Annotated in this window: 15 protein-coding genes, 1 tRNA gene and 1 pseudogene; 12 read left to right on the plus strand and 5 right to left on the minus strand. The window is 62.3% G+C overall.

What is annotated here, in order from left to right; translation table 11 throughout:
- The first annotated feature begins 95 nt into the window (after window positions 1–95).
- Genes glgB through X773_RS66530 form a run of 6 tightly spaced genes read left to right on the plus strand, consistent with a single transcriptional unit; the run spans window position 96 to window position 10,342 of the window.
- On the plus strand, window positions 96–2,309 hold the full coding sequence (glgB, locus tag X773_RS66505) for a 1,4-alpha-glucan branching protein GlgB (protein ID WP_023679305.1): 2,214 nt from the start codon (window positions 96–98) through the stop codon (window positions 2,307–2,309).
- 35 nt (window positions 2,310–2,344) lie between these two features.
- Window positions 2,345–3,610, plus strand: a complete 1,266-nt coding sequence (glgC, locus tag X773_RS66510) for a glucose-1-phosphate adenylyltransferase (RefSeq protein WP_023679306.1) — start codon at window positions 2,345–2,347, stop codon at window positions 3,608–3,610.
- A gap of 3 nt (window positions 3,611–3,613) precedes the next feature.
- Window positions 3,614–5,059: a glycogen synthase GlgA gene (gene glgA / locus X773_RS66515; RefSeq protein ID WP_023679307.1), complete on the plus strand. Its 1,446-nt coding sequence runs from the start codon at window positions 3,614–3,616 to the stop codon at window positions 5,057–5,059.
- Window positions 5,060–5,062: 3 nt separating this feature from the next.
- A complete protein-coding gene (locus tag X773_RS66520) occupies window positions 5,063–6,691 on the plus strand; it encodes an alpha-D-glucose phosphate-specific phosphoglucomutase (RefSeq protein WP_023679308.1) in 1,629 nt (542 codons plus the stop codon).
- Entirely contained in the window at window positions 6,691–8,724 is a 2,034-nt protein-coding gene (glgX, locus tag X773_RS66525; RefSeq protein WP_023679309.1) for a glycogen debranching protein GlgX, read from the plus strand. The genes X773_RS66520 and glgX overlap by 1 nt, the downstream gene beginning before the upstream one ends.
- Window positions 8,714–10,342 carry an alpha-glucosidase family protein gene (locus tag X773_RS66530; protein WP_023679310.1) on the plus strand — a complete coding sequence of 543 codons (1,629 nt, stop codon included), beginning with the start codon at window positions 8,714–8,716 and terminating at the stop codon, window positions 10,340–10,342. Before glgX ends, X773_RS66530 begins: the two co-directional genes overlap by 11 nt.
- 16 nt (window positions 10,343–10,358) lie before the next feature.
- On the opposite strand, the gene X773_RS66535 is transcribed toward X773_RS66530, so the two are convergent.
- Complete coding sequence (locus X773_RS66535) at window positions 10,359–12,143, minus strand: pilus assembly protein TadG-related protein (RefSeq protein WP_023679311.1); 1,785 nt, start codon at window positions 12,141–12,143, stop codon at window positions 10,359–10,361.
- A 1-nt stretch (window position 12,144) separates the two neighbouring features.
- Window positions 12,145–12,624: a TadE/TadG family type IV pilus assembly protein gene (locus X773_RS66540; protein ID WP_084641571.1), complete on the minus strand. Its 480-nt coding sequence runs from the start codon at window positions 12,622–12,624 to the stop codon at window positions 12,145–12,147.
- Window positions 12,625–13,005: 381 nt separating this feature from the next.
- Here X773_RS66540 and X773_RS66545 point away from each other — a divergent pair.
- The 4 genes and pseudogenes from X773_RS66545 to X773_RS66560 all read left to right on the plus strand — a co-directional run bounded on the left by X773_RS66545 (window position 13,006) and on the right by X773_RS66560 (window position 18,489).
- Window positions 13,006–14,674 (plus strand): annotated as a pseudogene (locus X773_RS66545) (peptide ABC transporter substrate-binding protein).
- A 159-nt stretch (window positions 14,675–14,833) separates the two neighbouring features.
- Window positions 14,834–15,757: an ABC transporter permease subunit gene (locus X773_RS66550; RefSeq protein ID WP_023679313.1), complete on the plus strand. Its 924-nt coding sequence runs from the start codon at window positions 14,834–14,836 to the stop codon at window positions 15,755–15,757.
- Window positions 15,750–16,868 carry an ABC transporter permease subunit gene (locus X773_RS66555; RefSeq protein WP_023679314.1) on the plus strand — a complete coding sequence of 373 codons (1,119 nt, stop codon included), beginning with the start codon at window positions 15,750–15,752 and terminating at the stop codon, window positions 16,866–16,868. The genes X773_RS66550 and X773_RS66555 overlap by 8 nt, the downstream gene beginning before the upstream one ends.
- A 1-nt stretch (window position 16,869) precedes the next feature.
- Window positions 16,870–18,489 carry an ABC transporter ATP-binding protein gene (locus X773_RS66560; RefSeq protein WP_023679315.1) on the plus strand — a complete coding sequence of 540 codons (1,620 nt, stop codon included), beginning with the start codon at window positions 16,870–16,872 and terminating at the stop codon, window positions 18,487–18,489.
- On the opposite strand, the gene X773_RS73850 is transcribed toward X773_RS66560, so the two are convergent.
- Together X773_RS73850 and X773_RS66565 are read right to left on the minus strand one after the other, a co-directional pair.
- Window positions 18,410–19,489 (minus strand): hypothetical protein, encoded by a 1,080-nt coding sequence (locus tag X773_RS73850; protein WP_156937430.1) that lies wholly within the window; start codon window positions 19,487–19,489, stop codon window positions 18,410–18,412. The genes X773_RS66560 and X773_RS73850 overlap by 80 nt on opposite strands.
- A gap of 502 nt (window positions 19,490–19,991) precedes the next feature.
- A tRNA-Pro gene (locus tag X773_RS66565) sits at window positions 19,992–20,068 on the minus strand.
- Between the two features lie 199 nt (window positions 20,069–20,267).
- Between X773_RS66565 and X773_RS66570 the strand changes: the two genes are divergently transcribed.
- Together X773_RS66570 and X773_RS66575 are read left to right on the plus strand one after the other, a co-directional pair.
- A complete protein-coding gene (locus X773_RS66570) occupies window positions 20,268–21,788 on the plus strand; it encodes a phosphomannomutase/phosphoglucomutase (protein WP_023679317.1) in 1,521 nt (506 codons plus the stop codon).
- A 17-nt stretch (window positions 21,789–21,805) separates the two neighbouring features.
- A complete protein-coding gene (locus X773_RS66575) occupies window positions 21,806–24,076 on the plus strand; it encodes an AGE family epimerase/isomerase (RefSeq protein WP_023679318.1) in 2,271 nt (756 codons plus the stop codon).
- Here the strand turns inward: X773_RS66575 and betB are convergent.
- On the minus strand, window positions 24,040–25,503 hold the full coding sequence (gene betB / locus X773_RS66580) for a betaine-aldehyde dehydrogenase (protein WP_023679319.1): 1,464 nt from the start codon (window positions 25,501–25,503) through the stop codon (window positions 24,040–24,042). The two genes, X773_RS66575 and betB, sit on opposite strands and share 37 nt — an antisense overlap.
- Window positions 25,504–25,511: the final 8 nt, after the last annotated feature.

The following is a 25,511-nucleotide window of genomic DNA, read 5'->3' on the forward strand; positions in this document are numbered from 1 at the left end:
CCTCGCATCCCTTGGAGGGTAAGGCGGCATGCGAATGTCGAATTCAAAACTCCACTAGAAACATACACTTGGTGCCCGGGGAGGGTCACTGCCTGATGAGCAAGCCGCGCGCGACCGTTGCGACAAGCGGGCCGGACGGACTGGCGCCAGCCGGCGATGTCGCGGCGATTGTCGCCGGCACGCACGGCGATCCGTTTGCCGTGCTTGGCGTGCATGAGGCGGGAAAGGGCTTTGTCGCCCGCTGCTTCGTCCCTCATGCCGAGTTCGTCACCGCCTATACGCTGACCGGCAAGAAGGCCGGCGAGCTGTCGAGACGCGACGACCGCGGTTTCTTCGAAGGCAAACTGTCGCTGCGCAAACGCCAGCCGCTGCGCTATCACGCCAGGAATTCCGGCGGTGACTGGTGGCTGACCGATCCATATTCCTTCGGTCCCGTGCTCGGCCCGATGGACGATTATTACATCGCCGAAGGGTCGCATCTCAGGCTGTTCGACAAGCTCGGCGCCCATCTCATCGACCATGAAGGTGCATCGGGTGTGCATTTTGCGGTGTGGGCGCCCAATGCAAGGCGCGTCTCGGTGGTCGGCGACTTCAACGAGTGGGACGGCCGCAGGCATAGCATGCGCGTCCGCCGCGACACCGGCATCTGGGAGCTGTTCATTCCCGACATCGGCGCTGGCCGCCCATATAAGTATGAAATCATCGGGCCGGATGGCGTGAGATTGCCGCTCAAAGCCGATCCGTTCGCCTTCAAGTCCGAACTGCGCCCGGCCACCGCCTCGGTGACGGCACTGCCGCCGGCGCATGAATGGGGTGACGAGGCGCACCGGAACTACTGGCGCAATGCCGACCACAGGCGCGAAGCCGTATCGATCTACGAGGTCCATGCCGGGTCGTGGCGGCTTCACGACGACGGCAGCTTCCTGTCGTGGGATGAGCTCGCCGACAGGCTGATCCCTTACGTGGTCGAGACCGGTTTTACCCACATCGAATTCATGCCGATCTCCGAACACCCTTATGACCCGTCCTGGGGCTACCAGACGACGGGTCTTTATGCGCCGACTGCCCGCTTTGGCGATCCGGACGGTTTTGCCCGCTTCGTCGACGGCGCCCACCGTGCAGGCATCGGCGTCATCCTCGACTGGGTGCCGGCGCATTTCCCGGTTGACGAACACGGTCTGGCAAAGTTCGACGGTACCGCGCTCTACGAACATGCCGATCCGCGCAAGGGCTTCCATCCCGACTGGAACACCGCGATCTATAATTTTGGGCGCCGCGAAGTGATTTCGTTCCTGGTCAACAATGCGCTGTTCTGGGCCGAGAAATATCACGTCGACGGACTGCGCGTCGATGCGGTCGCCTCGATGCTTTATCTCGATTATTCGCGCAAGGCCGGTGAATGGATTCCCAACGAGAAGGGCGGGCGGGAGAACCTCGAAGCGGTCAGCTTCCTGCAGCGTATGAACAAGGAGGTCTACGGCCATCATCCAGGTGTGATGACCATCGCCGAGGAATCGACCTCGTGGCCGAAAGTCTCGCAGCCGGTGCATGAAGGCGGACTGGGCTTCGGTTTTAAATGGAACATGGGCTTCATGCATGACACTTTGGAGTATTTCTCCAAGGAGCCGATCTTCCGCAAGCATCACCACAACGACATCACCTTCGGTCTGGTCTACGCCTTCAGCGAGAATTTCGTGCTGCCGCTGTCCCATGACGAAGTGGTGCACGGCAAGGGCACGCTGCTCAACAAGATGGCCGGCGACGACTGGCAGAAATTCGCGACGCTGCGCGCCTATTACGCGTTCATGTGGGGTTATCCCGGCAAGAAGCTGTTGTTCATGGGCCAGGAGTTCGCACAGCGCCGCGAGTGGAGCGAGGGGCGCGCGCTCGACTGGAACCTGCTCGATTTCCGGCTCCACCGCGGCGTCTGGCAGACGGTGCGCGATCTCAACTATCTCTACCGCTCGCGCCCCGCGCTGCATGCCCGCGACTGCGAGCCGGAGGGCTTTTCCTGGCTGATCGTCGATGACAGCGCGAACTCAGTATTTGCTTGGCTGCGCAGCGCGCCGGGCGGCAACCCGGTCGCCGTCATTTCCAACTTCACGCCGGTGCCGCGCGACAATTACCGCGTGCCGTTGCCGCACGCCGGAAAATGGCGCGAGATCATCAACACCGATGCCACGGATTATGGCGGTTCCGGCAAGGGCAATAGCGGCGTCGTCGAGGCTCGGGCGGAAGGAGGAGGCATTTCGGCGACGATGCTTTTGCCGCCGCTGTCGACGATCATGCTCGAATTCGTCCCGGACTGAGCTATGTCTGGAGCATCTAACCTGGGAGGATAGGAATGGCTGAAACAAAACGAACACAGCCGCTGGCACGCGACGCCATGGCTTATGTGCTGGCCGGCGGCCGTGGCAGCCGGCTCAAGGAACTGACCGACCGCCGCGCCAAACCGGCGGTCTATTTCGGCGGCAAGACCCGCATCATCGATTTCGCGCTCTCCAATGCGCTCAATTCCGGTATCCGCCGCCTCGGCGTCGCCACCCAGTACAAGGCGCATTCGCTGATCCGCCATCTGCAGCGCGGCTGGAACTTCCTACGGCCCGAGCGCAACGAGAGTTTCGACATTCTGCCGGCCAGCCAGCGTGTGTCGGAAACGCAATGGTATGAGGGCACCGCCGACGCCGTGTACCAGAACATCGACATCATCGAGGCCTACGGGCCGGAATACATGGTCATCCTGGCCGGCGACCACATCTACAAGATGGACTACGAAATGATGCTGCGCCAGCATGTCGAGGCCGGCGCCGATGTCACCGTCGGCTGCCTCGAAGTGCCGCGCATGGAAGCCACCGGCTTCGGCGTCATGCATGTCGATCCCAAGGACACCATTATCTCCTTCATCGAAAAGCCCGCCGATCCGCCAGGCATTCCCGACAAGCCGGATTTTGCGCTGGCCTCGATGGGCATCTATGTGTTCAAGACCAAGTTCCTGATGGAGCAATTGCGTCGCGATGCGGCAGAGCCCGGCTCGAGCCGCGACTTCGGCAAGGACATCATCCCCTACATCGTCGAGCACGGAAAGGCGATCGCCCATCGCTTCGCCAAATCCTGCGTGCGCTCGACCGCCGAGAACGAGGCCTATTGGCGCGACGTCGGCACGGTCGACGCCTATTGGGAGGCCAATATCGACCTGACCGACATCACGCCGGAACTCGACCTTTACGACCGCGACTGGCCGATCTGGACTTATGCCGAGTTGAAGCCGCCGGCAAAGTTCGTGCATGACGAGGATGGCCGCCGCGGGTCGGCCGTGTCGTCTCTCGTGTCGGGCGATTGCATCGTTTCGGGCGCTTCGCTGAAGCGAAGCCTGATCTTCACCGGCGCGCGCATCAATTCCTATTCGACCCTGGAGGAGGTCGTCATGCTGCCGGACGTCCATGTCGGCCGCAACGCCAGGCTGAAGCGCGTGGTCATCGATCACGGCGTCAGGATCCCGGAGGGGCTGGTGGTCGGCGAGGATCCTGTCCTCGACGCCAAGCGTTTCCGCGTTTCGGAAAAAGGCATCTGCCTGGTGACGCAGGACATGATCAACAGGCTGGGATCGTAGTGCATGCAGGTTCTGTCGGTGGCGCCCGAGATCTTTCCGCTGGTCAAGACGGGCGGGCTCGCCGACGTGACCGGCGCCTTGCCCGTGGCATTGGCCGGCAAGGGCGTCACCATGCGCACGCTCGTCCCCGGCTATCCTCAGGTGATGGGCGCCTTCAGGAAAAAGAAGCCGGTTCAGCAATATCCATTGCTGCAGGGCGGCAAGGCCTCGGTGCATGCCGTCCAGATCGCCGGGCTCGACCTGTTCGTGCTTGACGCGCCGCATCTTTTCGACCGTCCCGGCGGCCCATACGGCAACGCGACTGGCGCCGACTGGCCGGACAATTGGCGCCGGTTCGCGGCCTTGAGCCAGGTAGGCGGTGATATTGCCGGCGGTGCGATCTCGGGCTACCTGCCCGATATCGTCCATGCCCATGACTGGCAGTCGGCAATGACGCTTGCCTACATGCGCTACGGCAAGGCGGTCGGCACGCCGTCGATGATCACCGTCCACAACCTCGCCTTCCAGGGTCAGTTCGGCGCCGGCATTTTTGGCGAGCTTGGCCTGCCGGCGGCAGCGATGGCGCTCGACGGCGTCGAATATTATGGCGGCGTCGGCTTCCTCAAGGCCGGTCTGCAGGCCGCCTGGGCGATCACCACGGTCAGCCCGACCTATGCCCAGGAAATCCGCTTGCCCGAATTCGGCATGGGCCTCGACGGCCTGATCAACATGCGCTCCGTCGATCTCCATGGCATCGTCAACGGCATCGATACCGAGATATGGAACCCGGAAACCGACAAGCATCTAGCCTCCAACTACACCGCAAAGACGCTCAAGGCGCGAATGCCCAACAAGGCCGCGGTCGAGGACCGTTTCAGCCTCGATCGCGATGACAGCCCGATCGTCTGCGTCGTCAGCCGGCTGACCTGGCAAAAGGGCATGGACATGCTGGCTGCGGCCGTCGACGGCATCGTCGCGGCAGGTGCACGGCTGGCAATCCTTGGGTCTGGCGACGCTGGGCTGGAAGGCGCGTTGCTTGCCGCCGCAGCCCGCCATCGCGGCCGCATCGGCGTCGTCGTCGGCTATGACGAGGGACTCTCCCACACCATGCAGGGCGGCTGCGACGCAATCATTATCCCATCGCGCTTCGAACCTTGCGGGCTGACACAGCTTTACGGCCTGCGCTATGGCTGCGTGCCGGTGGTCGCCCGTACCGGGGGCCTTGCCGACACGATCATCGATGCCAACGAAGCCGCCATCTCTGCCGGCGTTGCGACCGGTTTCCAGTTTGCGCCCGCCAATGCCGGCGCCTTGCTGCACGCCGTCCGCCGCCTTGTCGAGGCGCATGCCAATCCCGCAGTGTGGACGTCGATGCAGCGGCAAGGCATGAAGGCCGACGTTTCGTGGGACAAAAGCGCCGAAAAATATGTCCAACACTATCGCTTGCTGCTTTCGAAAAGGGCTGCCTGACTGATGATCCGCACCGTCGCCACCAAACCCTATCCCGACCAGAAGCCCGGCACCTCCGGGCTACGCAAGAAAGTCCCGGTGTTCCAGCAGGAGCACTATGCCGAGAACTTCATCCAGTCGATCTTCGATGCGCTGGACGGGTTCGAGGGCAAAACCCTGGTGATCGGTGGCGACGGCCGCTTCTATAACCGCGAGGTCATCCAGAAGGCCATCGCCATGGCCGCGGCAAACGGCTTCGGCAAGGTGATGGTCGGGCAGGGCGGCATCTTGTCGACGCCGGCCGCTTCGCATGTCATCCGCAAATACAAGACCTTTGGCGGCATCATCCTGTCGGCCAGCCACAATCCGGGTGGCCCGCATGAGGATTTCGGCATCAAATACAATGCCGGCAATGGCGGCCCGGCGCCGGAAAAGCTGACCGACGCGATCTTCGAAAAAACCAAGGCGATTTTAAGCTTCAAGATCGCCGATATCGGGCAGGTCGACATCGACACGATCGGCACGGTCAAGACGGGGGACATGACCGTCGAAATCATCGATCCTGTCGCCGACTATGCCGAACTGATGGAAAGCCTGTTCGATTTCGACGCATTGCGGGCGCTGTTCAGGTCGGGCTTCCGCATGCGCTTCGACGCCATGCATGCGGTGACCGGCCCCTACGCCAAGGAGATCCTCGAAAACCGGCTCGGCGCGCCCAACGGCACCGCCCGCAATTTCATTCCGCTGCCGGATTTCGGCGGCCATCATCCCGATCCCAATCTGGTGCATGCAAAACACCTTTACGACGAGATGATGGGGCCGGATGCGCCAGACTTTGGCGCCGCCTCGGATGGCGACGGCGACCGCAACCTGATCATCGGCAAGGGCATTTTCATCACCCCGTCGGATTCGGTGGCCATGCTCGCCGCCAACGCCCATCTGGCGCCGGGCTACAAGGCCGGGCTGAAAGGCATCGCCCGCTCGATGCCGACCAGCGGTGCTGCCGACCGGGTCGCCGAAAAGCTCGGCATCGGCATCTATGAAACGCCGACCGGCTGGAAGTTCTTCGGCAACCTGCTCGACGCCGGCATTGCGACAATCTGCGGCGAGGAGAGCGCTGGAACCGGCTCCAACCATGTCCGCGAAAAGGACGGGCTGTGGGCCGTGCTTTTGTGGCTCAACATCCTTGCCGCGCGTGGTGAAAGCGCCAAGCAGATCGTCACCGAACATTGGGCGGCCTATGGCCGTAACTACTATTCGCGCCACGACTACGAGGAGGTCGAGATCGATCGTGCCAACGCGCTTGTCGACGAGCTGCGCGCCAAGCTCGGCTCGCTGCTTGGCACCAGCGTGCGCGGCATGACGATCGCCAGCGCCGATGATTTCGCCTATCACGATCCGGTCGACGGCTCGGTCAGCAAGAACCAGGGCATCAGGGTGTTGTTCGAAGGCGGCTCACGCGTCGTCTTCCGCCTGTCCGGCACCGGCACCTCGGGCGCGACGCTGCGGCTTTATGTCGAGCGCTACGAGCCGGACAAGAACCGCCACGATCTCGACACCCAGGAGGCGCTTGCCGATCTGATCGTGGCGGCCGACGACATTGCCGGGATTCGCAGCCATACCGGCCGCGCCAAACCGAGCGTCATCACCTGATGTCGTCGGGACTATCCGCCGGCTATCGTCCGCGATTTGGCGGGCTTGCCGGGGAGGGCGGCATCCGCTTCGCCGCATGGTCCTCGTTGGCTCGGCGCATCTGGGTTTCGATTTTCGACGAACACGGCAACCGCGAAATCGACCGGCTGGAACTCCAGTCGGAAGGCGAGGGCGTCCACGCACTTTTTGTTGCCGGTCTCGCCGCCGGCACCCGATACGGGTTCCGTGCCGATGGCGACTACGCGCCGGAACACGGTTTCTGGTTCGATCCCGACAAGCTGCTGGCCGATCCCTATGCCGTCGAGATCGACAGGCCCTATGCCTATGACGGCCGGCTAGCCGCGCGCCGGGGCGAGGGGGCCGACACGGCGCCGCTGATGCCGAAAGCCATCGCCGGCGCCTTGCCGGAACCCTTGCCTGCCTTGCCGCCTCTGTTTCGGTCCGGCGGCCTCATCTACGAAGTGCCGGTACGCGCGTTCACAAAGCTGCATAAGGACATTCCCGAGAAGCAACGCGGCACCATTGGAGCGCTCGCTCACCCCCTCGTTGTCGAGCATCTGCAAAAACTCGGCGTGGCAGCCATTGAGTTGATGCCGGTGACTGCATCGATCGACGAACGGCATTTACCGCCGCTCGGTCTGCGCAACGCCTGGGGTTATAATCCCGTGACCTTCATGGCGCTCGATCCGCGACTGGCGCCCGGCGGTCTGGCCGAGTTGCGCGGAACGGTCGCCGCGCTGCGCGAGGCCGGCATCGGCACCATTCTCGACCTTGTGTTCAACCACACCGGCGAAAGCGACCGGCTCGGCCCGACATTGTCGCTGCGCGGCCTCGACAGCCGCGCCTATTACCGGCACGAGCCGGACGGCGCTCTGGTCAATGACACCGGAACCGGCAATACGGTTGCGTGCGATCATCCGGTCGTCCGGGAAATGGTCCTCGACACGCTTCGCCACTTTGTCCAGCGCGCCGGTGTCGACGGATTCCGCTTCGACCTGGCGCCGATCCTCGGCCGCGTCGACGGCGTTTTCGACGCCGATGCGCCGCTGCTGAACGCCATTCGCAAAGATCCTGTTCTTGGCGACCGGGTGCTGATCGCCGAGCCTTGGGATATCGGACCGGATGGCTATCAGCTCGGCAATTTTCCGCCGCCCTTCCTCGAATGGAACGACAAATGCCGTGACGATATCCGCCGTTTCTGGCGCGGCGAGGGCGGCATTATCGGTGCCTTGGCGACGCGGCTTGCTGGTTCGTCCGATGTCTTTGCCAAACCAGGCCAGACAACGAGCCGCAGCATCAACTTCATCGCCGCGCATGACGGCATGACGCTGGCTGATATCGTTGCCTATGAGCACAAGCACAATGAGGCCAATGGCGAACAGAACCGCGATGGTCACGACGACAACCTGTCCTGGAACAATGGCCTCGAGGGCGAGACCGGCGACCAGTCAATCGTTACGGCCCGTTTCGATGACCAGTGCGCGCTGCTGGCGACGCTCTTTGCCTCGCGCGGCACGATCATGCTGACGGCCGGCGACGAGTTCGGCCGCACGCAGCGCGGCAACAACAACGCCTACGCGCAGGACAATGACATCACCTGGCTCGACTGGGCCGGGCGCGACCGGGCGCTGGAGCTGTACACGGTTCTGCTCGCCAAGATGCGTCGTGCCGTGCCGGCGCTTTTGGACACAACATTCCTGACCGGAGAACCGCCTGCGGGCTCGGAAATCCCAGACGTAGCCTGGCTGACGGAAACCGGCATGCCGCTCGACGAGGCCGCCTGGCACGATGCCAGGCGGCACCGGCTGGTCATGGTTCTCGGGAGCGGTGAGAACAGTCGCCTTGCGGTGATCATCAACGGCGACCGCCGGGCCTGCATGTTCACGCTGCCGGAACGGACGGGTTTTCTTTGGCGCCCAGCTATCGAACCGGATAGTAGCGATATCTCGCGGCCGGTGCCTGGGCGAACGGTCCTGTTCATGATCGAAAGCAGGACAGCGCGGGCGGGCGCAGGGGAGAGCCATGATGGCTGACAATGCCGAATGGTGGCGCGGCTGCGTCATCTATCAGATCTACCCGCGCTCCTTCCAGGATACGACAGGCGACGGCAGCGGCGATCTCAGCGGCATCACCTCGAGGCTGGCCCATGTCGCATCGCTCGGTGTCGACGCGGTTTGGCTGTCGCCTTTCTTCAAGTCGCCAATGGCCGATATGGGCTACGACGTTTCGGATTACTGCGCCGTCGATCCGATGTTCGGCACATCAGAGGATTTCGACGCGCTGGTTGCCGAGGCACACCGGCTCGGCCTGAAGGTGATCATCGATCAGGTCTTGTCGCATTCGTCGGATCGGCACGAATGGTTCGTCGAAAGCCGCACGAGCCGCGACAACCCCAAGGCCGACTGGTACGTCTGGGCCGATGCGAATCCCGACGGCACCGCCCCCAACAACTGGCTGTCGCTTTTCGGCGGCCCGGCCTGGGAATGGGACGCAACGCGCAGGCAATATTACCTGCACAATTTCCTCGGCTCGCAGCCGGACCTGAATTTCCACAACCCGCAGGTGCAGGACGCCTTGCTGGAAACGGTGCGGTTCTGGCTCGAGCGCGGCGTCGACGGTTTCCGGCTGGATACGGTCAACTATTACGTCCACGACCGCTGGCTGCGCAGCAACCCGCCTTTGGCGGAAAGCGTCGCCGGCACCAATACGGCAACCAGCCCCTATCTCTATCAGGAGCATCTGTTCGACAAGAGCCAGCCGGAAAACCTTGCTTTCCTCAGGCGCTTCCGGGCCTTGCTTGACGAATATGAAGGCCGCGTCGCTGTCGGCGAGATTGGCGACGAAACTCGTTCCTTGCAGACACTCGCCGCCTATACCGGCGGTGGCGACAAGCTCCAAATGTCCTACACGTTCGACCTGCTCGGCCCGCAATTCTCGGCGTGGCATGTGCGTGGCTGTGTCGAGGCCTTCGAGAGTACGGTGTTCGACGGCTGGGTTTGCTGGGCGTTCTCCAACCACGATGTCGTGCGCCATGTCAGTCGATGGACAAGGCCGGGCGGCGATCCGGACAGGGTGGCGAAGTTCTCGATCGTGCTGCTTTCCTGCCTGCGCGGATCGATCTGCCTCTACCAGGGCGAAGAACTCGGGTTGGAGGAGGCCGAACTGGCATTCGAGGATTTGCGCGATCCTTTCGGCATCCGCTTCTGGCCGGCAATCAAGGGCCGGGATGGGTGCCGAACGCCGATGGTCTGGGAGGCTGGCGCCGACAATGCCGGCTTTTCGACGGGCAAGCCGTGGCTTCCGGTCCCGGCAAGCCATCGCGCCCGGGCGGTCGACGTCCAGGACGGCGAGCAAACCTCCGTCCTGGCGAGCTACCGGGCGATGCTGGCCTTGCGCAAGCAGCATCCGGCGCTGGTTCGAGGCTCGATCCGGTTCCTCGATGCCGAAGGCGACGTCCTTGCTTTCATTCGCGAAGGCGGTGACGAAAAGCTGCTCTGTGTCTTCAATTTCGCCGACGAGCCGGCCGGCTGGCAATTGCCACCGGATCTGGAAGCGATAGAGCCGATAGACCTTGGCGGTGCTGCCGGCGTCTTGCAGGAAAGAACTCTGTCGCTGCCGCCGCTGGGCTGCTTCCTCGGCCGGATCGGCTGAGCTCTATTTCATTATCTCATTGAACGAGCACGGAGCGCCCGCAAGTCGCGCCGACAACCCGCACATCGGCCTCGCCGACATGCACGCCGACAGCTGCAAGCACGTTATAGACCAGTTCGTCGACCGGCGCCGTCACGCCGTTCAGAACCGTTACCACCGCCGGCTTAACCGTTCCGAGCAGGGCCGTCACGTCCAGCCCGAGGCCCAGTGCATTGACCGAGAGCGAGAGGCCGCTGACCAGCGATGTCGTGAGTGATTGCGTCAGGTTTTTTGTGGCGACAGTTTTTATCGTCTTGTTGGCGATATCGGTGCTGTCGAACGTCAATGCGGTCGCATCGTTGTTGGTGATGGCAAGTGATGACGAACCCTTCACATCGAGCAGATTGAGGGTGAGCAGCAGAAGCTTTACGCTTACCTGTGCAATCGTGGCATCGGAGAACGATTGCGGATTGCTGAAATCGGCGAAGGCCGATGGGTTGTTGTCGGCGTCGCTGGTGGCAAGGTGCAGCGAGGCCACGCCAGGCTGCGCGGCGATCGAGACCTTGATGCTATCCGGCCGGCCCGTCGGGCAGCTGATGTCGGTTAGCTTGGCTTCCGCATAGGCGACTTCGACATGCAGAGGCAGGTTGACGGACAGCAGGCTGATGCCGCCGCCGAGATTGGAATTGCCGATGCCCACTGTGGTGACCAGCTTGATGCGCGTCTGCGCGGTGCGCACCACGGTGCCTTTTTCCCCGACGGCCAGCCAGGGTGAATATTGCATCGGTTCACCGATGGCGATGGCGAGCGTGGTGGAGGTAAGTCCCGGAATAGTGGCGCCGAGATCGACCTGGACCTGGTTTGAGCCATTGGCCAGCGAGGCGGCGGCACCCAGCATGCCCATCGCGCTTGCGTCGACGGAAAAGCCGGGAGACTTTTGTCCGAGGCCGAGCTTACCGATCGAGCCAAGATCGATAAGATGACTGAGGGGTATCTTGACCGTGTTGGTGGCCCTCGAGGCGATCGTCTGCAGCACAAGTTTGCTGGCGCTGCCCGACCCGGACGCATTGGCCATGGCGGTCGCGATCTGGCCTACCGTCGCTTTTGACGCCAGCACGTCGGAATAGCTGACACCTGTCAGTTGCAACTGTACGGCAAGGGAATCGACGAACGAAAGCACGTTTACATCGGCCGAGATCAGCGCGTTGTAGTCCATGACGCTGAGCGAAATGTTGGCGCCCAGCAACTTGCTGAGAAGCGCGTTGAGGATGCCGCCATTGACGCTGAGGAGCCTGGACCCGACCGAGAACATCGCTTGCGGGGTCACGCTGGCAATGGCTTCGGTGCCGACAACCGGAGTAGGGATGAGCGAACTGGCGAAATACCGGGCGGGGATTTTTTGCAGAGTGACGCGAACGGCGTTGTAAGGCGTTTTGCCGGCTTCGAAGCGCTTGTCGACACCAACGGAGGACGCCGCTGAGTATCGGCCGCCGGTGACCGACACGACGGTTTTGCCAACCGTGGGAACGATTGTCTGACCTGCCTTTTGAACAATGATGCCGGGCATTCGGTTGTCACTGAGCGTGGTTACCGCCGCGGCTTCCATATTGTTGATGTTCGACGCCGCGGTGATCGCCGCCAGATCGGTCATCGCCTGGGCTTCCCTGCGCTCCGTGTAGATCGAACCTTCGTCGACAGCGAAGGCCGCCAGCCCCAGCGCGAACGGTGCTATCAGCGCCGTCATGACGGCAAAGTTCGCCTTCTCGTCGCCAACCATCGAGCGAGCGATCCGCCCGATGCCCCTCAGCAAGAACTGCGACATTTCAAATGCCTCCAATCCTGATGGTAGATCTGCGCGACATCGTGGTTTGCGGCATCGCAAGGCTGGGCAACAGGTTCCAGATCGGCAGGTTGCTGGCATCGTACTGGATCGACACGACGAACTGATTTCCGTCGGCCGTGCTGTCCGTCGCCTGATAGGTCAGCTTGCCGGAATCGACGAACGGGTATCCACTGGCATTGTTTTTGACGAAACTCGCCACCAGCGCCTGGCGCTCGGTTTGATTCAATCCGGCAATTGCGGTGCGGGCGGCATCGGCGGCGATTTGCTGCAAGGAGTTGCTTGCACCAAAATAGATACCATATGCAACCATTCCGAGCAAAAGAAGGATAAAGATTGGGGAAAGCAGGGCGAACTCGACCGCGGAAGTTCCGGACTCTTCTCCAATTTTGCGTAGATTCGTCCGTATGTGGCGCAATATTTTACGCTTCAATGCGACAGTATTACTGTCTATCTTGTTCATTGCCCTTGCCCTTGGAACCCAAGGTCGATATGCCGATCCCATCGAAATTTGTAACCCTTGGTTGCCTAAGAACCAATTAATACATTCCGGTAAAACTGAAATGATCGGCCAGATTATTTCCCAGATCGGCGTTCTGGCCAGGAAACCCAGTCAAACTCATGGTTTCGACCATTGATTGGCCGCCCGCAAAACGACTGCCCCGGCCCCCTTACTTTGGGTGACCCCGAGAGTCTGTTGAAATAAAAAATCTCCACGTTACTGTTTGGCCACCAGCTGCCGGAAAGGGAACCGGCTGCGCGCTCGAAAGGAACCAACCAATCGGTTTCGGAGCGTCAACACTTAGAGACGTGGCCGAAGGGCGACGTCATTAGGGAGAACTCCATGCTGAAACATGTGCTGAAGGCGACGGTACTCGCCACGACCATGGTCTTGGCCGCCGGTACGTTCTACACGCCGGCTTTCGCCGAGACCGTCTACAACCGCGGAGCCGCCGCCGAAGCGGAGACGCTCGATCCGCACAAAACCTCGACGGTCTACGAAGCCGATATCATACGCGACCTGTTCCAGGGCCTCGTCATGCATGACCAGAAGACGAATCTCATTCCGGGCGCCGCCGAAAGCTGGACGGTGTCCGACGACGGCAAGGTCTACACCTTCAAGCTGCGCAAGGACGGCCTCTGGTCGGATGGCAGCCCGGTGACGGCGGACGACTTCGTTTATTCGTTCCGTCGGCTGGAAGATCCGGCTACCGCTGCGGAATACGCTTCCATGCTCTATCCAGTGAAGGGTGCCGAGGAAGTCAACACCAAGAAGGGCAAGCCGGAGGATATGGGCGTCAAGGCGATTGACGCAAATACTCTCGAAGTCACGCTCAAGGCGCCAACGCCTTACTTCCTGGAGATGCTGACCCATCAGGCGACCTATCCTGTTAACAAGGCGTCGATCGAAAAGCTTGGCGCCGACTGGATCAAGGCAGGCAAGCTGGTCTCCAACGGGGCCTTTACAGCGGCGGAGTGGATTCCCAACGACCATCTGAAGCTGGTCAAGAATCCGAAATTCTGGGACGCCGCGAGCGTCAAGTTCGACGTCGTCAACTACATCCCGACCGAGGATCGCTCGTCGGCGATGAAGCGTTTCGAGGCGGGCGAACTCGACAGTTACGGCGACCTGCCGACCGAACAACTCGCCGATCTCAAGACCAAATTCGGCGACCAGGTCCGTGTCGGGCCATATCTCGGCATCTACTATTATGCGATCAAGACCGATAAGGCGCCGTGGGATAATGTCGAGCTGCGCAACGCCATCTCGATGGCGATCGATCGCGACTTCCTGGCGGAGAAAGTCTGGCAGAATTCGATGCTGCCCGGCTATTCCATGGTGCCTCCCGGCATCGAGGGCTATACGCCGGCAATGGCCAAATACGCCGACATGCCGCAGATCGACCGCGAGGACGCTGCCAAGAAGATCCTCGAGAAACTCGGCTATACACCCGAGCATCCGCTGAAAATGCAGATCCGCTACAACACTTCGGAGAACCACAAGAACACGGCAGTCGCGATCCAGGAACAGCTGAAGCCGCTTGGCGTCGAGATCACACTCCTCAATACCGACACCAAGACCCACTACTCCTTCCTCGAGCAGAAGGGNGAAGCCGCTTGGCGTCGAGATCACACTCCTCAATACCGACACCAAGACCCACTACTCCTTCCTCGAGCAGAAGGGAGACTATGACGTGGCGCGCGCCGCCTGGATCGCCGACTACAAGGATCCCGAAACCTTCCTCGGCATCTCCCGCAAAGCCAGCGGCAACAACTATTCGGTCTACAACAGCCCAAAATACGAGGCGGCGATGGACAAGGCGGCGGCCGCCGGCGGCAACCCTGCAGAACGCATGAAGGAACTCGCCGAGGCCGAGCGCATCCTCATCGATGACGTCGGCGAGATCCCGCTTCTCTACTACAGCTACCACGATATCGTTTCCTCGAAGTTGCATGGCTTCGACGACAATGTGATGGACATCCATCCGTCCCGCTTCATCAGCAAGGACTGATCCCTGGCCGGGCCACCGCGCATCGAATGCGCGGTGGCTTGCCGTCGCATCGGACCTCCGTGAATCGGATCGATTTCCGGAAAGCCGATGCGAAGATTTGAAGGCTAGAGCGCAATCGTCCAGCTGGACGCGCGTTGTTCTGGATCAAGCGGGGCACCGATGCTGCGTTACGTATTCCGGCGGCTTCTGACCGCCATTCCGACGCTGTTCGTCATCGTGACCATGGCGTTCTTCCTGATACGCGTCGCGCCGGGCGGCCCGTTCAACCAGGAGCGGGGCCTGAGCCCCGAGATCAGGGCCAATCTCGAAGCTCAGTTCGGCCTCAACGATCCGCTCTGGTTGCAGTACGTCCACTATCTCGGCAATCTTCTGCGCGGCAATTTCGGCCCCAGCTACAATATGCCGGATTTCACCGTCGGCGAGTTGTTCAAGGAGGGCCTGCCGATCTCAATCCAGCTCGGCGCTTCGGCGCTCATTCTGGCGCTGCTCCTCGGCAGCGTGCTCGGCAGTGTTGCCGCGCTCAACCAGAACAAGCTTGCCGACTATTCGGTGATCGCGCTGGCGACCGCCGGCAGCACCATTCCAACCTTCGTCATCGCCCCGGTAATCCAGCTTGCATTCGGATTGACCTGGAGGCTGCTGCCGATCGGCGGCTGGGGCGATGGAGCCCTCATCAATAAGGTCGGCCCGGTGCTGACGCTCGCCCTTCCGCAGATCGCCATCGTCGCCCGATTGATGCGCGGCTCGATGATCGAATCGCTGCACTCGCATCACATCCGCACCGCACGCGCACTTGGTCTGTCGGACTGGTCGGTCGTCGTCAAGCATGCGCTGCGCGGCGCCATCCTGCCGATCGTCTCCTTCACCGGTCCGGCAGCTGCGGCCCTTCTCACCGGCTCGGTCATCGTCGAGACCATCTTCTCTATCCCGGGCATCGGTCGCCATTTTGTCGTTGCCGCACTCAACCGCGACTACACTCTGGTGATGGGGACGGTGGTGGTCATCGCGCTCTTCACCATTGTCTTCAACCTGATCGTCGACGTCCTCTATGGGGTCGTTGACCCGAGGGTGCGCTATGACTGATATCGCAGTTGCCGCACCGGTCGTCGGCCGGTCCCTGTGGGGTGACGCCTGGGCGCGCCTCAAGGCCAATCGCGCGGCCATGTTCAGCCTCTATTATCTTGCTTTCATTGCAGTCATCAGCGTGTTTGGGCCCTGGTTCGTGCCGCATCAATACACCACAATCTATGCCGACTATGTCCGCACGCCGCCGAGCTTCTCCGCCTATCCGAAGGCCGACATGATCGAAGGCGCTCTCGATGAGGCGATCAGGCGCATGCGCGTCGACATCAAGGAGTGGCGGCAGGAGGGCAGCCGTGTGTTCGTTACCGTCAAATCCTCCAAGCCGATCGACGACCGCAACATTCGCTACCTTGATCGTTCCGATACGTTTGATGACACAAAGATCGAGAGCAAATCGCCGGACGGTCTCGAAATGGTGATGAGTGCCTCGATCAAGCTGCAATATTTCCTGTTCGGCACCGACAATACCGGCCGCGATCTCCTGTCCAGAACGCTGATGGCCGGGCGCATATCGCTGGCCATCGGCCTGCTTGCCGGCATTGTGGCCGTGGTCATCGGCGTGCTCTACGGCGCCACCGCCGGCCTTGCCGGCGGCAGGGTCGACGAGGTGATGATGCGTGTCGTCGACGTGCTTTATTCTTTGCCGTTCATCTTCTTCGTCATCATGCTGGTGGTGTTCTTCGGCAGGAACTTCGTGCTGATGTTCCTGGCGGTCGGCGCGGTGCTGTGGCTCGACATGGCGCGCATCGTGCGCGGACAAGCGCTGTCGATCCGCCGGCAGGAATATGTCCAGGCGGCGGAGGCGATGGGCGTCGGCCAGCGCGGCATTCTGCTGCGCCATGTGATCCCCAATTTGCTCGGGCCGGTGGTGATCTACATGACGCTGCTCGTTCCGCAGGTCATCATCCTGGAGAGTTTTTTGTCGTTCCTCGGGCTCGGCGTCCAGGAACCGATGACCAGCTGGGGCGTGCTGATCTCGGTCGGCGCCCAGAACATCGGCTCGGCCAACTGGCTGCTTCTGTTCCCGGCCTTCTTTCTCGTCTCCACGCTGTTCGCGCTGAATTTCGTCGGCGATGGGCTGCGCGACGCGCTCGACCCGAAGGATCGTTGAGATGGCTGCTTCCGAAACCATCCTCAGCGTCAAGGACCTTCGCGTCCGCTTCCGCACCCTCGACGGTGTGGTGGAGGCGGTGAAGGGCATCAATATCCACGTCAAATCAGGCGAAACCGTCGCCGTCGTCGGCGAATCCGGTTCCGGCAAGAGCCAGACGATGATGGCGGCGATGAGCCTGCTCGCCTCGAACGGCGAAGCCACCGGCACCGTCGATTATCGCGGCCGCAATCTTTTGACCTTGAGCAAGCCCGAGCTCAACAAGATCCGCGGCCGCAAGATCAGCATGATCTTCCAGGAGCCGATGACTTCGCTCGACCCGCTCTATTCGATCGGCAACCAGCTGATCGAGCCGATCCGCAAGCATCGCGGACTTGGCGCCGCCGCGGCGCGCGAGGAGGCGCTCAAGCTGCTGCGGCTGGTCCATATTCCCGATCCGGAGCGGCGGATGAAATCCTATCCGCACGAGTTGTCGGGCGGTCAGCGCCAGCGCGTCATGATCGCCATGGCGCTGGCCAACGACCCCGACATACTGATCGCCGACGAGCCGACGACCGCGCTCGACGTCACCATCCAGGCGCAGATCCTCATGCTGCTCGCCGAATTGCAGCGCAAGCTCGGCATGGCGATCGTCTTCATCACCCACGATCTCGGCATCGTCCGGCGCTTTGCCGATCGGGTCTATGTGATGCGCTATGGCGAGGTGGTCGAGGAGGGCGAGGCGGAAGCGATCTTCGCCAACCCGCAGCACGGCTACACCAAGATGCTACTTGCCGCCGAACCGACCGGCACCAAGGCGCCGCCGCCTCCGAATGCCCCTGTCCTGCTTGAAGGCAGAAACGTCGAGGTGACCTTCAAGATCGGCGGCGGATTTCTTGGCGGCGAGCCGCTGCTGCTGCGCGCCGTCGATCACATTTCGATACGGCTGAAGCGCAACCAGACGATCGGCATCGTCGGCGAATCCGGCTCGGGAAAATCGACGCTCGGCCGCGCCTTGCTGCGGCTCCTGCCCAGCGACGGTATCATCCGGCTTGGTGACCGCGACATTTCCCACGCCGACCGCCAGGCGATGCGGCCGCTGCGGCGCGAATTGCAGCTGGTTTTCCAGGATCCGTTCGGCTCGCTGTCGCCACGCATGACCGTCGGCCAGATCATCACCGAGGGGCTTCTGGTCCATGAGCCCAATCTGTCGGGCAGGCAGCGCGATCTCCGCGCGGTCGATGCCTTGCTCGAAGTCGGGCTCGACCCGAACACGCGCAACCGCTATCCGCATGAATTCTCCGGCGGTCAGCGGCAGCGCATCGCCATTGCGCGCGCCATGATACTCAAGCCTAAAGTGGTGGTGCTGGACGAGCCGACCTCGGCGCTGGACCGCTCCGTGCAGAAGCAGATCGTCGAATTGCTACGCAAGCTGCAGGCCGACCACGAGCTGTCCTATCTGTTCATCAGCCACGATCTCGCCGTCGTGCGCGCCATGGCCGACCACATCATCGTCATGAAGCAGGGCAAGATCGTCGAGGAGGGACCGGCCGAGGCGATCTTCAGCAATCCGCAGGCAACCTACACACAGACACTGATGGCCGCGGCCATCGACGTGACGCGATTTCGCCTGAGCGCATAGCCTTGCTGGCGATCCGCCACATGTCGACGTCGCACAGCACAGGCCACATGGTGCGGGTATAGCGAAGCACATTCGGGGTGACATCGTCGCCGAGCCCGGCTTCCACGCGGCAGGTGCGGAACGCCTTCTCGATGCGCTTTGTCGGTTCGCCTAGGCTGTCATGGACGACCGGCCCGCAGTCGCAATCGATACGCTTCCAGCGGCGCATATGGGCGATCAGCCGTGACGGCAGTCGCGCCGGCGGAAGCCATTTCTTGCTTTTTTTCGCGTGCTGATCTTTGCAATAGAGCACGCCGCGGCCTAGGTCCGGCCAAGCTCCTGCGGCCTCGCCATCCCAATTGAGTTGCGGGATTGAACGATGTCGGCAGCCAGTGTAGAGCCCCACAATGATAAAGCGGCAGAGATGAGCGTACTGACCGTGCTTCCGGCGCAGCCGCAATGCCGCGCGCAGCAGTCCCGCTGCTTCCTCGCGCGTCAGCCAGCGCTCGCGCGCTGCTGGTTTGTCTGGCAAGGTGACGGACGGCTTCGGATCGAGACCGTATTCCTTGGCCCAAAAGTTGATCGCCGAGCGGAGGTCCTCAAGATCGCGACGCGGGCCTGATGTAAAGTCCTTGTCTCGCCACGCCGGAAGTAACGCACGGCGGGTCTCCATCGCCGCGGCGTTGAGCTTGGCGATTCGCTCACGCTCTACCCGATTGCGCTCGCGCGAACGGTGCTCGACATAGGCGCGGCAGCGATCTCCATTGATGCTGGCGACCGGCTCGGTGCCGAAGAATTCGTTCAGAAAACGCATCCTGGCGAGAAATTCCTTTCGACCGGCAATCTTGGCCTGGCGCGCTTCGGAATAGGCGGCGAGGATGTCACCGACAGTCAGGCGGCGCGCATCGGTCTTGGAGATCGGCTGCTGATATTTGTCGGCGGTGGCAGGCCCGAGTTGAGGGCGCAGCATACCTGCGCCGCTAGACACCGCTGCCGTGCGGGCATGATGATGGGTCTTCACGATGGTTCCTCTTTTCGCTGCGAACTTGTTCATCATGCGGACGGGGATCATTAGAAGAGGCAACAAGACCGGCTCTGCAACAAGCAAAATGGGCGATAGCGCCGCGAGATACAAAGACTTGCGAAATGCGGCGGAGGAATCGCACCGGCTTGGCTTTCGCGCCGGACGATGGGTTTCGGTGAGTTCCCGGAGGGTAGCTGACAGCCGCGTCAAAATGGTGGCCCCGGGCTATCCCATGTTGCGGTTACAACTGAGGTGTAAATCTCACGCCGGCCTCCACCGGACGACTTGGCATTCCGAAGCGGGGGAGGTTTCGGGTGCCTCGGAAAGTCGCTTTTTGTCGGTGACGAACATCCGCTCGCGTCGGCATTAGCCGCGATCCGATGCCCCTGCGGGCACCGCTTAGCCTCTCCTCGGCCAGACCTGCCTTCTTGTCCGAATGTATAGGGGCAATTTGGAAAGAGCGCCTACGGGCTCTGAACCGGGATGGACATATTTTTTCTGGTCGGAGTGGCAGGATTTGAACCTGCGACCCCATCGTCCCGAACGATGTGCGCTACCAGGCTGCGCTACACTCCGTGACCAGACCGCGGGCTTATAGCCGCCGCATTTGGTTACTGCAAGCGCCAATGGCAGCGCTTCTGTCGCATTTCTTTCGCTTTCGCCGCCACGTCATACAGGTTTCAGTTTCCTGTCGCACAAACACGGCTTAAAGGGCTTCTGGGTAACCGTCCACTTGCCTCGAAGCACCTGATTCAGCCACCTGGAGTTTGCAGCTTTGTCGATGAAGATCGTTAGCGATGTCAGACCAAACACTTTTGAGTTTGAAACCTCTGCGTTGATCAAGCCGTCCGGGTTTCGCGAATATGATGCGCGCTGGTGGTTCGGCCATCCCGGCTCGAACGAAACGCCGGAACTCAATCTGATCGGCGTCCAGGCGCTCGGCATGGGGCTCGGCACGCTGATCCGCCGTCTGGGTGCCGGACCCGACATCGTCACCGGTCACGATTTCCGCTCCTATTCGCTTGCCATAAAGCTGGCGCTGGTTTCCGGGCTGATGGCGGCCGGCGCACGGGTCAAGGATGTCGGGCTGGCCCTGTCGCCGATGGCTTATTTCGCCCAGTTCGCGCTCGACACGCCGTCCGTTGCCATGGTCACTGCCTCGCACAACGAGAATGGCTGGACCGGCGTCAAGATGGGCGCGGCGCGCCCGCTGACTTTTGGTCCGGAGGAGATGAGTGCGTTGAAGGGGATCGTGCTGTCCGGCGATTTCGATCTTGTCGGTGGCGGCTCCTATGACTTCGTTGCGGACTTCCGCAAAACCTACCTTGACGATCTGACAGCGGGAAAGCGTATCTCGAGGAAGCTCAAGGTGGTGGCCGCCTGCGGCAACGGCACCGCCGGGGCTTTCGCTCCCGAAGCACTGGAAAGGATCGGCTGCGAGGTGATCCCGCTCGACGTCGAGCTCGATCATACGTTTCCCAATTACAATCCCAACCCCGAAGACATGCAGATGCTGCACGCCATTCGCGACAAGGTGCTGGAAACGGGCGCCGATGTCGGGCTAGGCTTCGACGGCGACGGCGATCGCTGCGGCGTGGTGGACAATGAAGGCAACGAGATTTTCGCCGACAAGGTCGGCGTCATGCTGGCGCGCGACATTTCGCACCTCTATCCCGGCTCGACTTTCGTCGTCGACGTCAAGTCGACCGGATTGTTCATGACTGACAAGGTGTTGCGGGAAAATGGCGCGGTCACCGACTATTGGAAAACCGGTCATTCCTATATCAAACGGCGCGTCGCCGAACTCGGCGCTGTCGCCGGTTTTGAGAAATCGGGCCACTTCTTCTTCAATCCGCCGATTGGCCGCGGTTATGACGATGGCCTGGTCACGGCAATCGCCATCTGCCAGATGCTGGACCGCAGCCCGCAAAGCAGCATGGCCGACCTCTATCGCGATCTGCCGCTGACCTTCGGCACGCCGACCATGTCGCCACATTGCGCCGATGAGCTCAAATACGGCGTCGTCGAGCGCGTCGTAGGCGACTTTCGCAAGATGAAGGACGAGGGCACGGTCTTCGCCGGCCAGAAGATCGCCGAACTGATCACCGTCAACGGCGTCAGGGTCGTGGCGGAGGATGGTACATGGGGGTTGGTGCGGGCATCATCGAACAAGCCTGAGCTTGTGGTGGTGGTGGAGAGCCCGGTATCGTCCGAGCGGCGCCGGCAGATGTTCGAAGCCGTCGATGCGGTGCTGCGCCGCAGCCCCGAAGTCGGCGCCTACAATCAGACCTTTTGAGCACGAGGCTTGTTTTCATGACCGAACGGATCGTCAGTTTTGTGATGAGCGGCGGCGTCGGCTCGCGGCTGTGGCCGTTGTCGCGCGAGGACAATCCCAAGCAGTTCCATGATTTCTCGGGCGACGGCTCAATGCTGGCCAAGACGCTGCGGCGGCTGACCGCGCGGCCGGAAGGCGAAACGCCGGTTTTCCTGATTGCCTCGGAAAGGCATGCCGACCGCGTTCATGCCGACATTGCCGGTCACGAGCTTTCCGGCGGCGGCCCGCTGTTCGAGCCGACCGGACGCAACACCGCCGCGGCCGTCGCCTTGGCAAGCCTGCGCACGCTGTCGGAATTCGGCGACAGCCTGGTGCTGGTGGTGCCGTCCGATCATGAGATCGCGACGCCACAGCAATTCTGGCGGAGCATCGAGGCCGGCACGGCGGCGGCGCGCCAAGGCAGGCTGGTGGTGTTCGGCATCAAGCCCGCCCAACCCGAGACCGGTTACGGCTACATCGAGGTGGCCGGCGAGCGTGATGGCATCTGCGATGTCTCGCGTTTCGTCGAAAAACCCGATCTCGCCACGGCGCAGAGCTATCTCGAGGCCGGCAATTTCTACTGGAACACCGGCATCTTCCTGTTTCGCGCCAGTGCCATGCGCGACGCGTTCATGGCCTTCCAGCCCGACATCTGGAGCGCCACAGAGGCTGCCTACCAGGCTGCGACATCGGATCTTTCCGGCCTCTACATGCCTCTGGAGCTCTATGCCGCCATCCCATCGACATCGATCGACTATGCGATCATGGAGCGCGCCAGCGGCATCGCCATGGTGCCGGCCGGCTTTCGCTGGAATGATCTCGGCTCCTGGCAATCGCTGCTCGACGTCGGCCCCTCCGACACGCAGGGCAATGTCATCGTCGGCGATGTCGTCGCCATCGATTGCGAGAACTCCTATATCCGCAGCGACGGCCGCCTGCTGTCGGCCATAGGCCTGAAGGACGTCGCCATCGTGTCGACCGCCGACGCCACTTTCGTCGCCCCGGTCAGCCACAGCCAGAACGTCAAGAAGATCGTCGAGCAGCTCGAAAAAAGCGGCCGCCTTGAGACCAGGTTCACGCCCGCCGACGACCGCGTCATCGAAAGCGGCGCCTGGCAGCGCCGCGTGCACCATTGGCTGTTCGAGGAGACGGTGCCGTTGTGGTCGACTGTCGGCGTCGATGAGCGCCACGGCGGGTTCCACGAGGCGCTCGGCTTCGATGCCGCCCCGCTGATGAAGCCCAAGCGCATGCGCACGCAGGCCAGGCAGATCTACGCCTTCGCCGTCGCCAAGGCGCGCGGCTGGAACGGCCCGGCCGATCGGCTGATCAGCCACGGCCTCGAATTCATGGCCAGGCACGGACGTACCGACAATGGCGGCTGGGTACGCACGCTCAACGTCGACGGCACCGTCGCCGACGCCGCCGAGGATGCCTATGACCATTCCTGCGTGCTCCTGGCGCTGGCGCATGCCCATATGTGCGGCAATCCCGATGCGTTGCGGCTTGGCCAGGAGACCTTTGCGTTCATCGACGCGCATCTCGAGGACGAACGCCTGACCGGCTTCCGCGAGACCTCGAGCGGCGAGGGCGAGCGCCGCTCCAACCCGCACATGCATCTGCTCGAGGCATTCCTGGCCTGGCATCAGGCGACCGGCGAGCGCGCCTATCTTCGTCGCGCCGCGCGCATCGTCGATCTATTTCGCAGCCATTTCTTCGACCCGGAAAGCTGGACGCTGGGTGAGTATTTCGACCATGAATGGCGGCCGGCCCCTGGCGGGAAGGGCACGTGGACCGAACCCGGCCATCATTTCGAATGGGCCTCGCTGCTGGTCGACTTCGCCGGCCGCAGCGGCCAGAGCGGCTTGACCGGCCTTGCCCGGAAGCTTTACGCGTCGGCGATTGCCAATGGCCTGAACCGCGCCACGGGCCTCGCCTACGGCGCCGTCTCGCGGCAAGGACTGCCGCTCGACCGCGTCTCGCGCAGCTGGCCGCAGGCCGAAGCGATCAAGGCGGCGATCGCGCTGGACGGTTCGGGCGGTCCCGACCTGAAGCCGGAAATCGAGGCGCGTGTCGGCCGGCTGTTCCGCTGGCACATCAATCCGGCACCGCTCGGCCTGTGGATCGACCGCATCGACGAGCGCGGCCGCTCCTTGGCGAGCGAGGTGCCGGCCAGCATCTTCTATCATCTCGTATGCGCGCTGACGCAGTATCTGGACGGCACGGCGCCCAAGGATCAGTACGGGCTGGCGACATCACCCGTCTCGACGTAGACCGACTTCAGCTGCGAATAAAGCGCCAGTGCCGCGAGCGAATTCTCGCGGCCGATGCCGGACTGCTTGAAGCCGCCGAACGGGATTTCGACCGGCGTCAGATTGTAGGCGTTGATCCAGCAGATGCCGGCCTGCAGTTCGGCAATGACACGATGGGCGCGCGCCAGGTCGCGCGTGAACACGCCGGCGGCGAGGCCGAATTCGGTATCGTTGGCGCGATCGATCACCTCGTCCTCGCTGTCGAATTTCAGCACGCTCATGACCGGCCCGAAAATCTCCTCGCGGGCGATGCGCATCGTGTCGACGACACCGGTGAACACCGTCGGCTCGACGAAGAAGCCGCCCTGAAAACCCTGCAGCGAAGGCACGTTGCCGCCGCAGGCGAGCACCGCGCCATCCTGCTTGCCGGCCTCGATGTAAGAGACCACCTTGTCGTGCTGCGCCTTCGAGACCAGCGGCCCCATCTGCGTGTCCGGATCGAGCGGATCGCCGATGCGGATTTTCTTCGTCCGTTCGGTCAGCCTCTCGACGAAACGGTCATGGATGCTACTCTGCACGAAGACCCGCGTGCCGTTGGAGCAGATCTGGCCGGTCGAATAGAAATTGCCGAGCATCGCGCCGCCGATGGCGTTTTCGAGGTTGGCGTCTTCGAAGACGATCAGCGGCGACTTGCCGCCGAGCTCCATCGTCGCGTGCTTCATCTTCGAGCCGGCGAGCGACAGCACTTTGCGGCCGGTTGGCACCGAGCCGGTCACCGAGACCTTGGCGACGACATCATGGCCGACAAGGCCGGCGCCGACATCGCCAAAACCCTGCACGACGTTGAACAGCCCGTCGGGCAGCCCGGCCTCGGTGTAGATTTCGGCGAGCGCCAGCGCTGAAAGCGGCGTGTTCTCCGACGGCTTGAACACCATCGCATTGCCCATGGCGAGCGCCGGAGCGGATTTCCAGCCGGCGATCTGGATCGGATAGTTCCAGGCGCCGATGCCGACGCAAACGCCGAGCGCCTCGCGCCTGGTATAGGCAAAGGGTCCGCCGAGATCGACGGCCTCGCCATTAAAGGCGGCGACGGCGCCGCCGAAATATTCGAGGCAGTCGGCCGCCGACGGGGCGTCCGCAACCAGCGTCTCCTGGATCGGCTTACCGGTATCCAGCGTCTCGATGCGCGCCAGATCGGCATTGCGCGCGCGCAAAATGTCGGCGGCACGGCGCAGGATGCGGCCGCGCTCGACCGGCTTCAGCCGAGCCCAGGCCGGCTGTGCCGCACGCGCGGCCTCGATCGCGAGTTCCAGCACGTTCGGCGTCGCCGAGCGCAGCATGGCGACGGTCTCGCCGGTTGCCGGATAGATAACCGGCAGCGCTGCGCCGCGCTCGTCGTCGATATAGCGGCCGTTGACATAATGCGATGCCGTTGGCTGGGCGCGCATGACTGTTC

Origin of the sequence: Mesorhizobium sp. LSJC280B00 (genome assembly GCF_000502835.1) — a bacterium.
Taxonomy (GTDB): Bacteria; Pseudomonadota; Alphaproteobacteria; order Rhizobiales; family Rhizobiaceae; genus Mesorhizobium.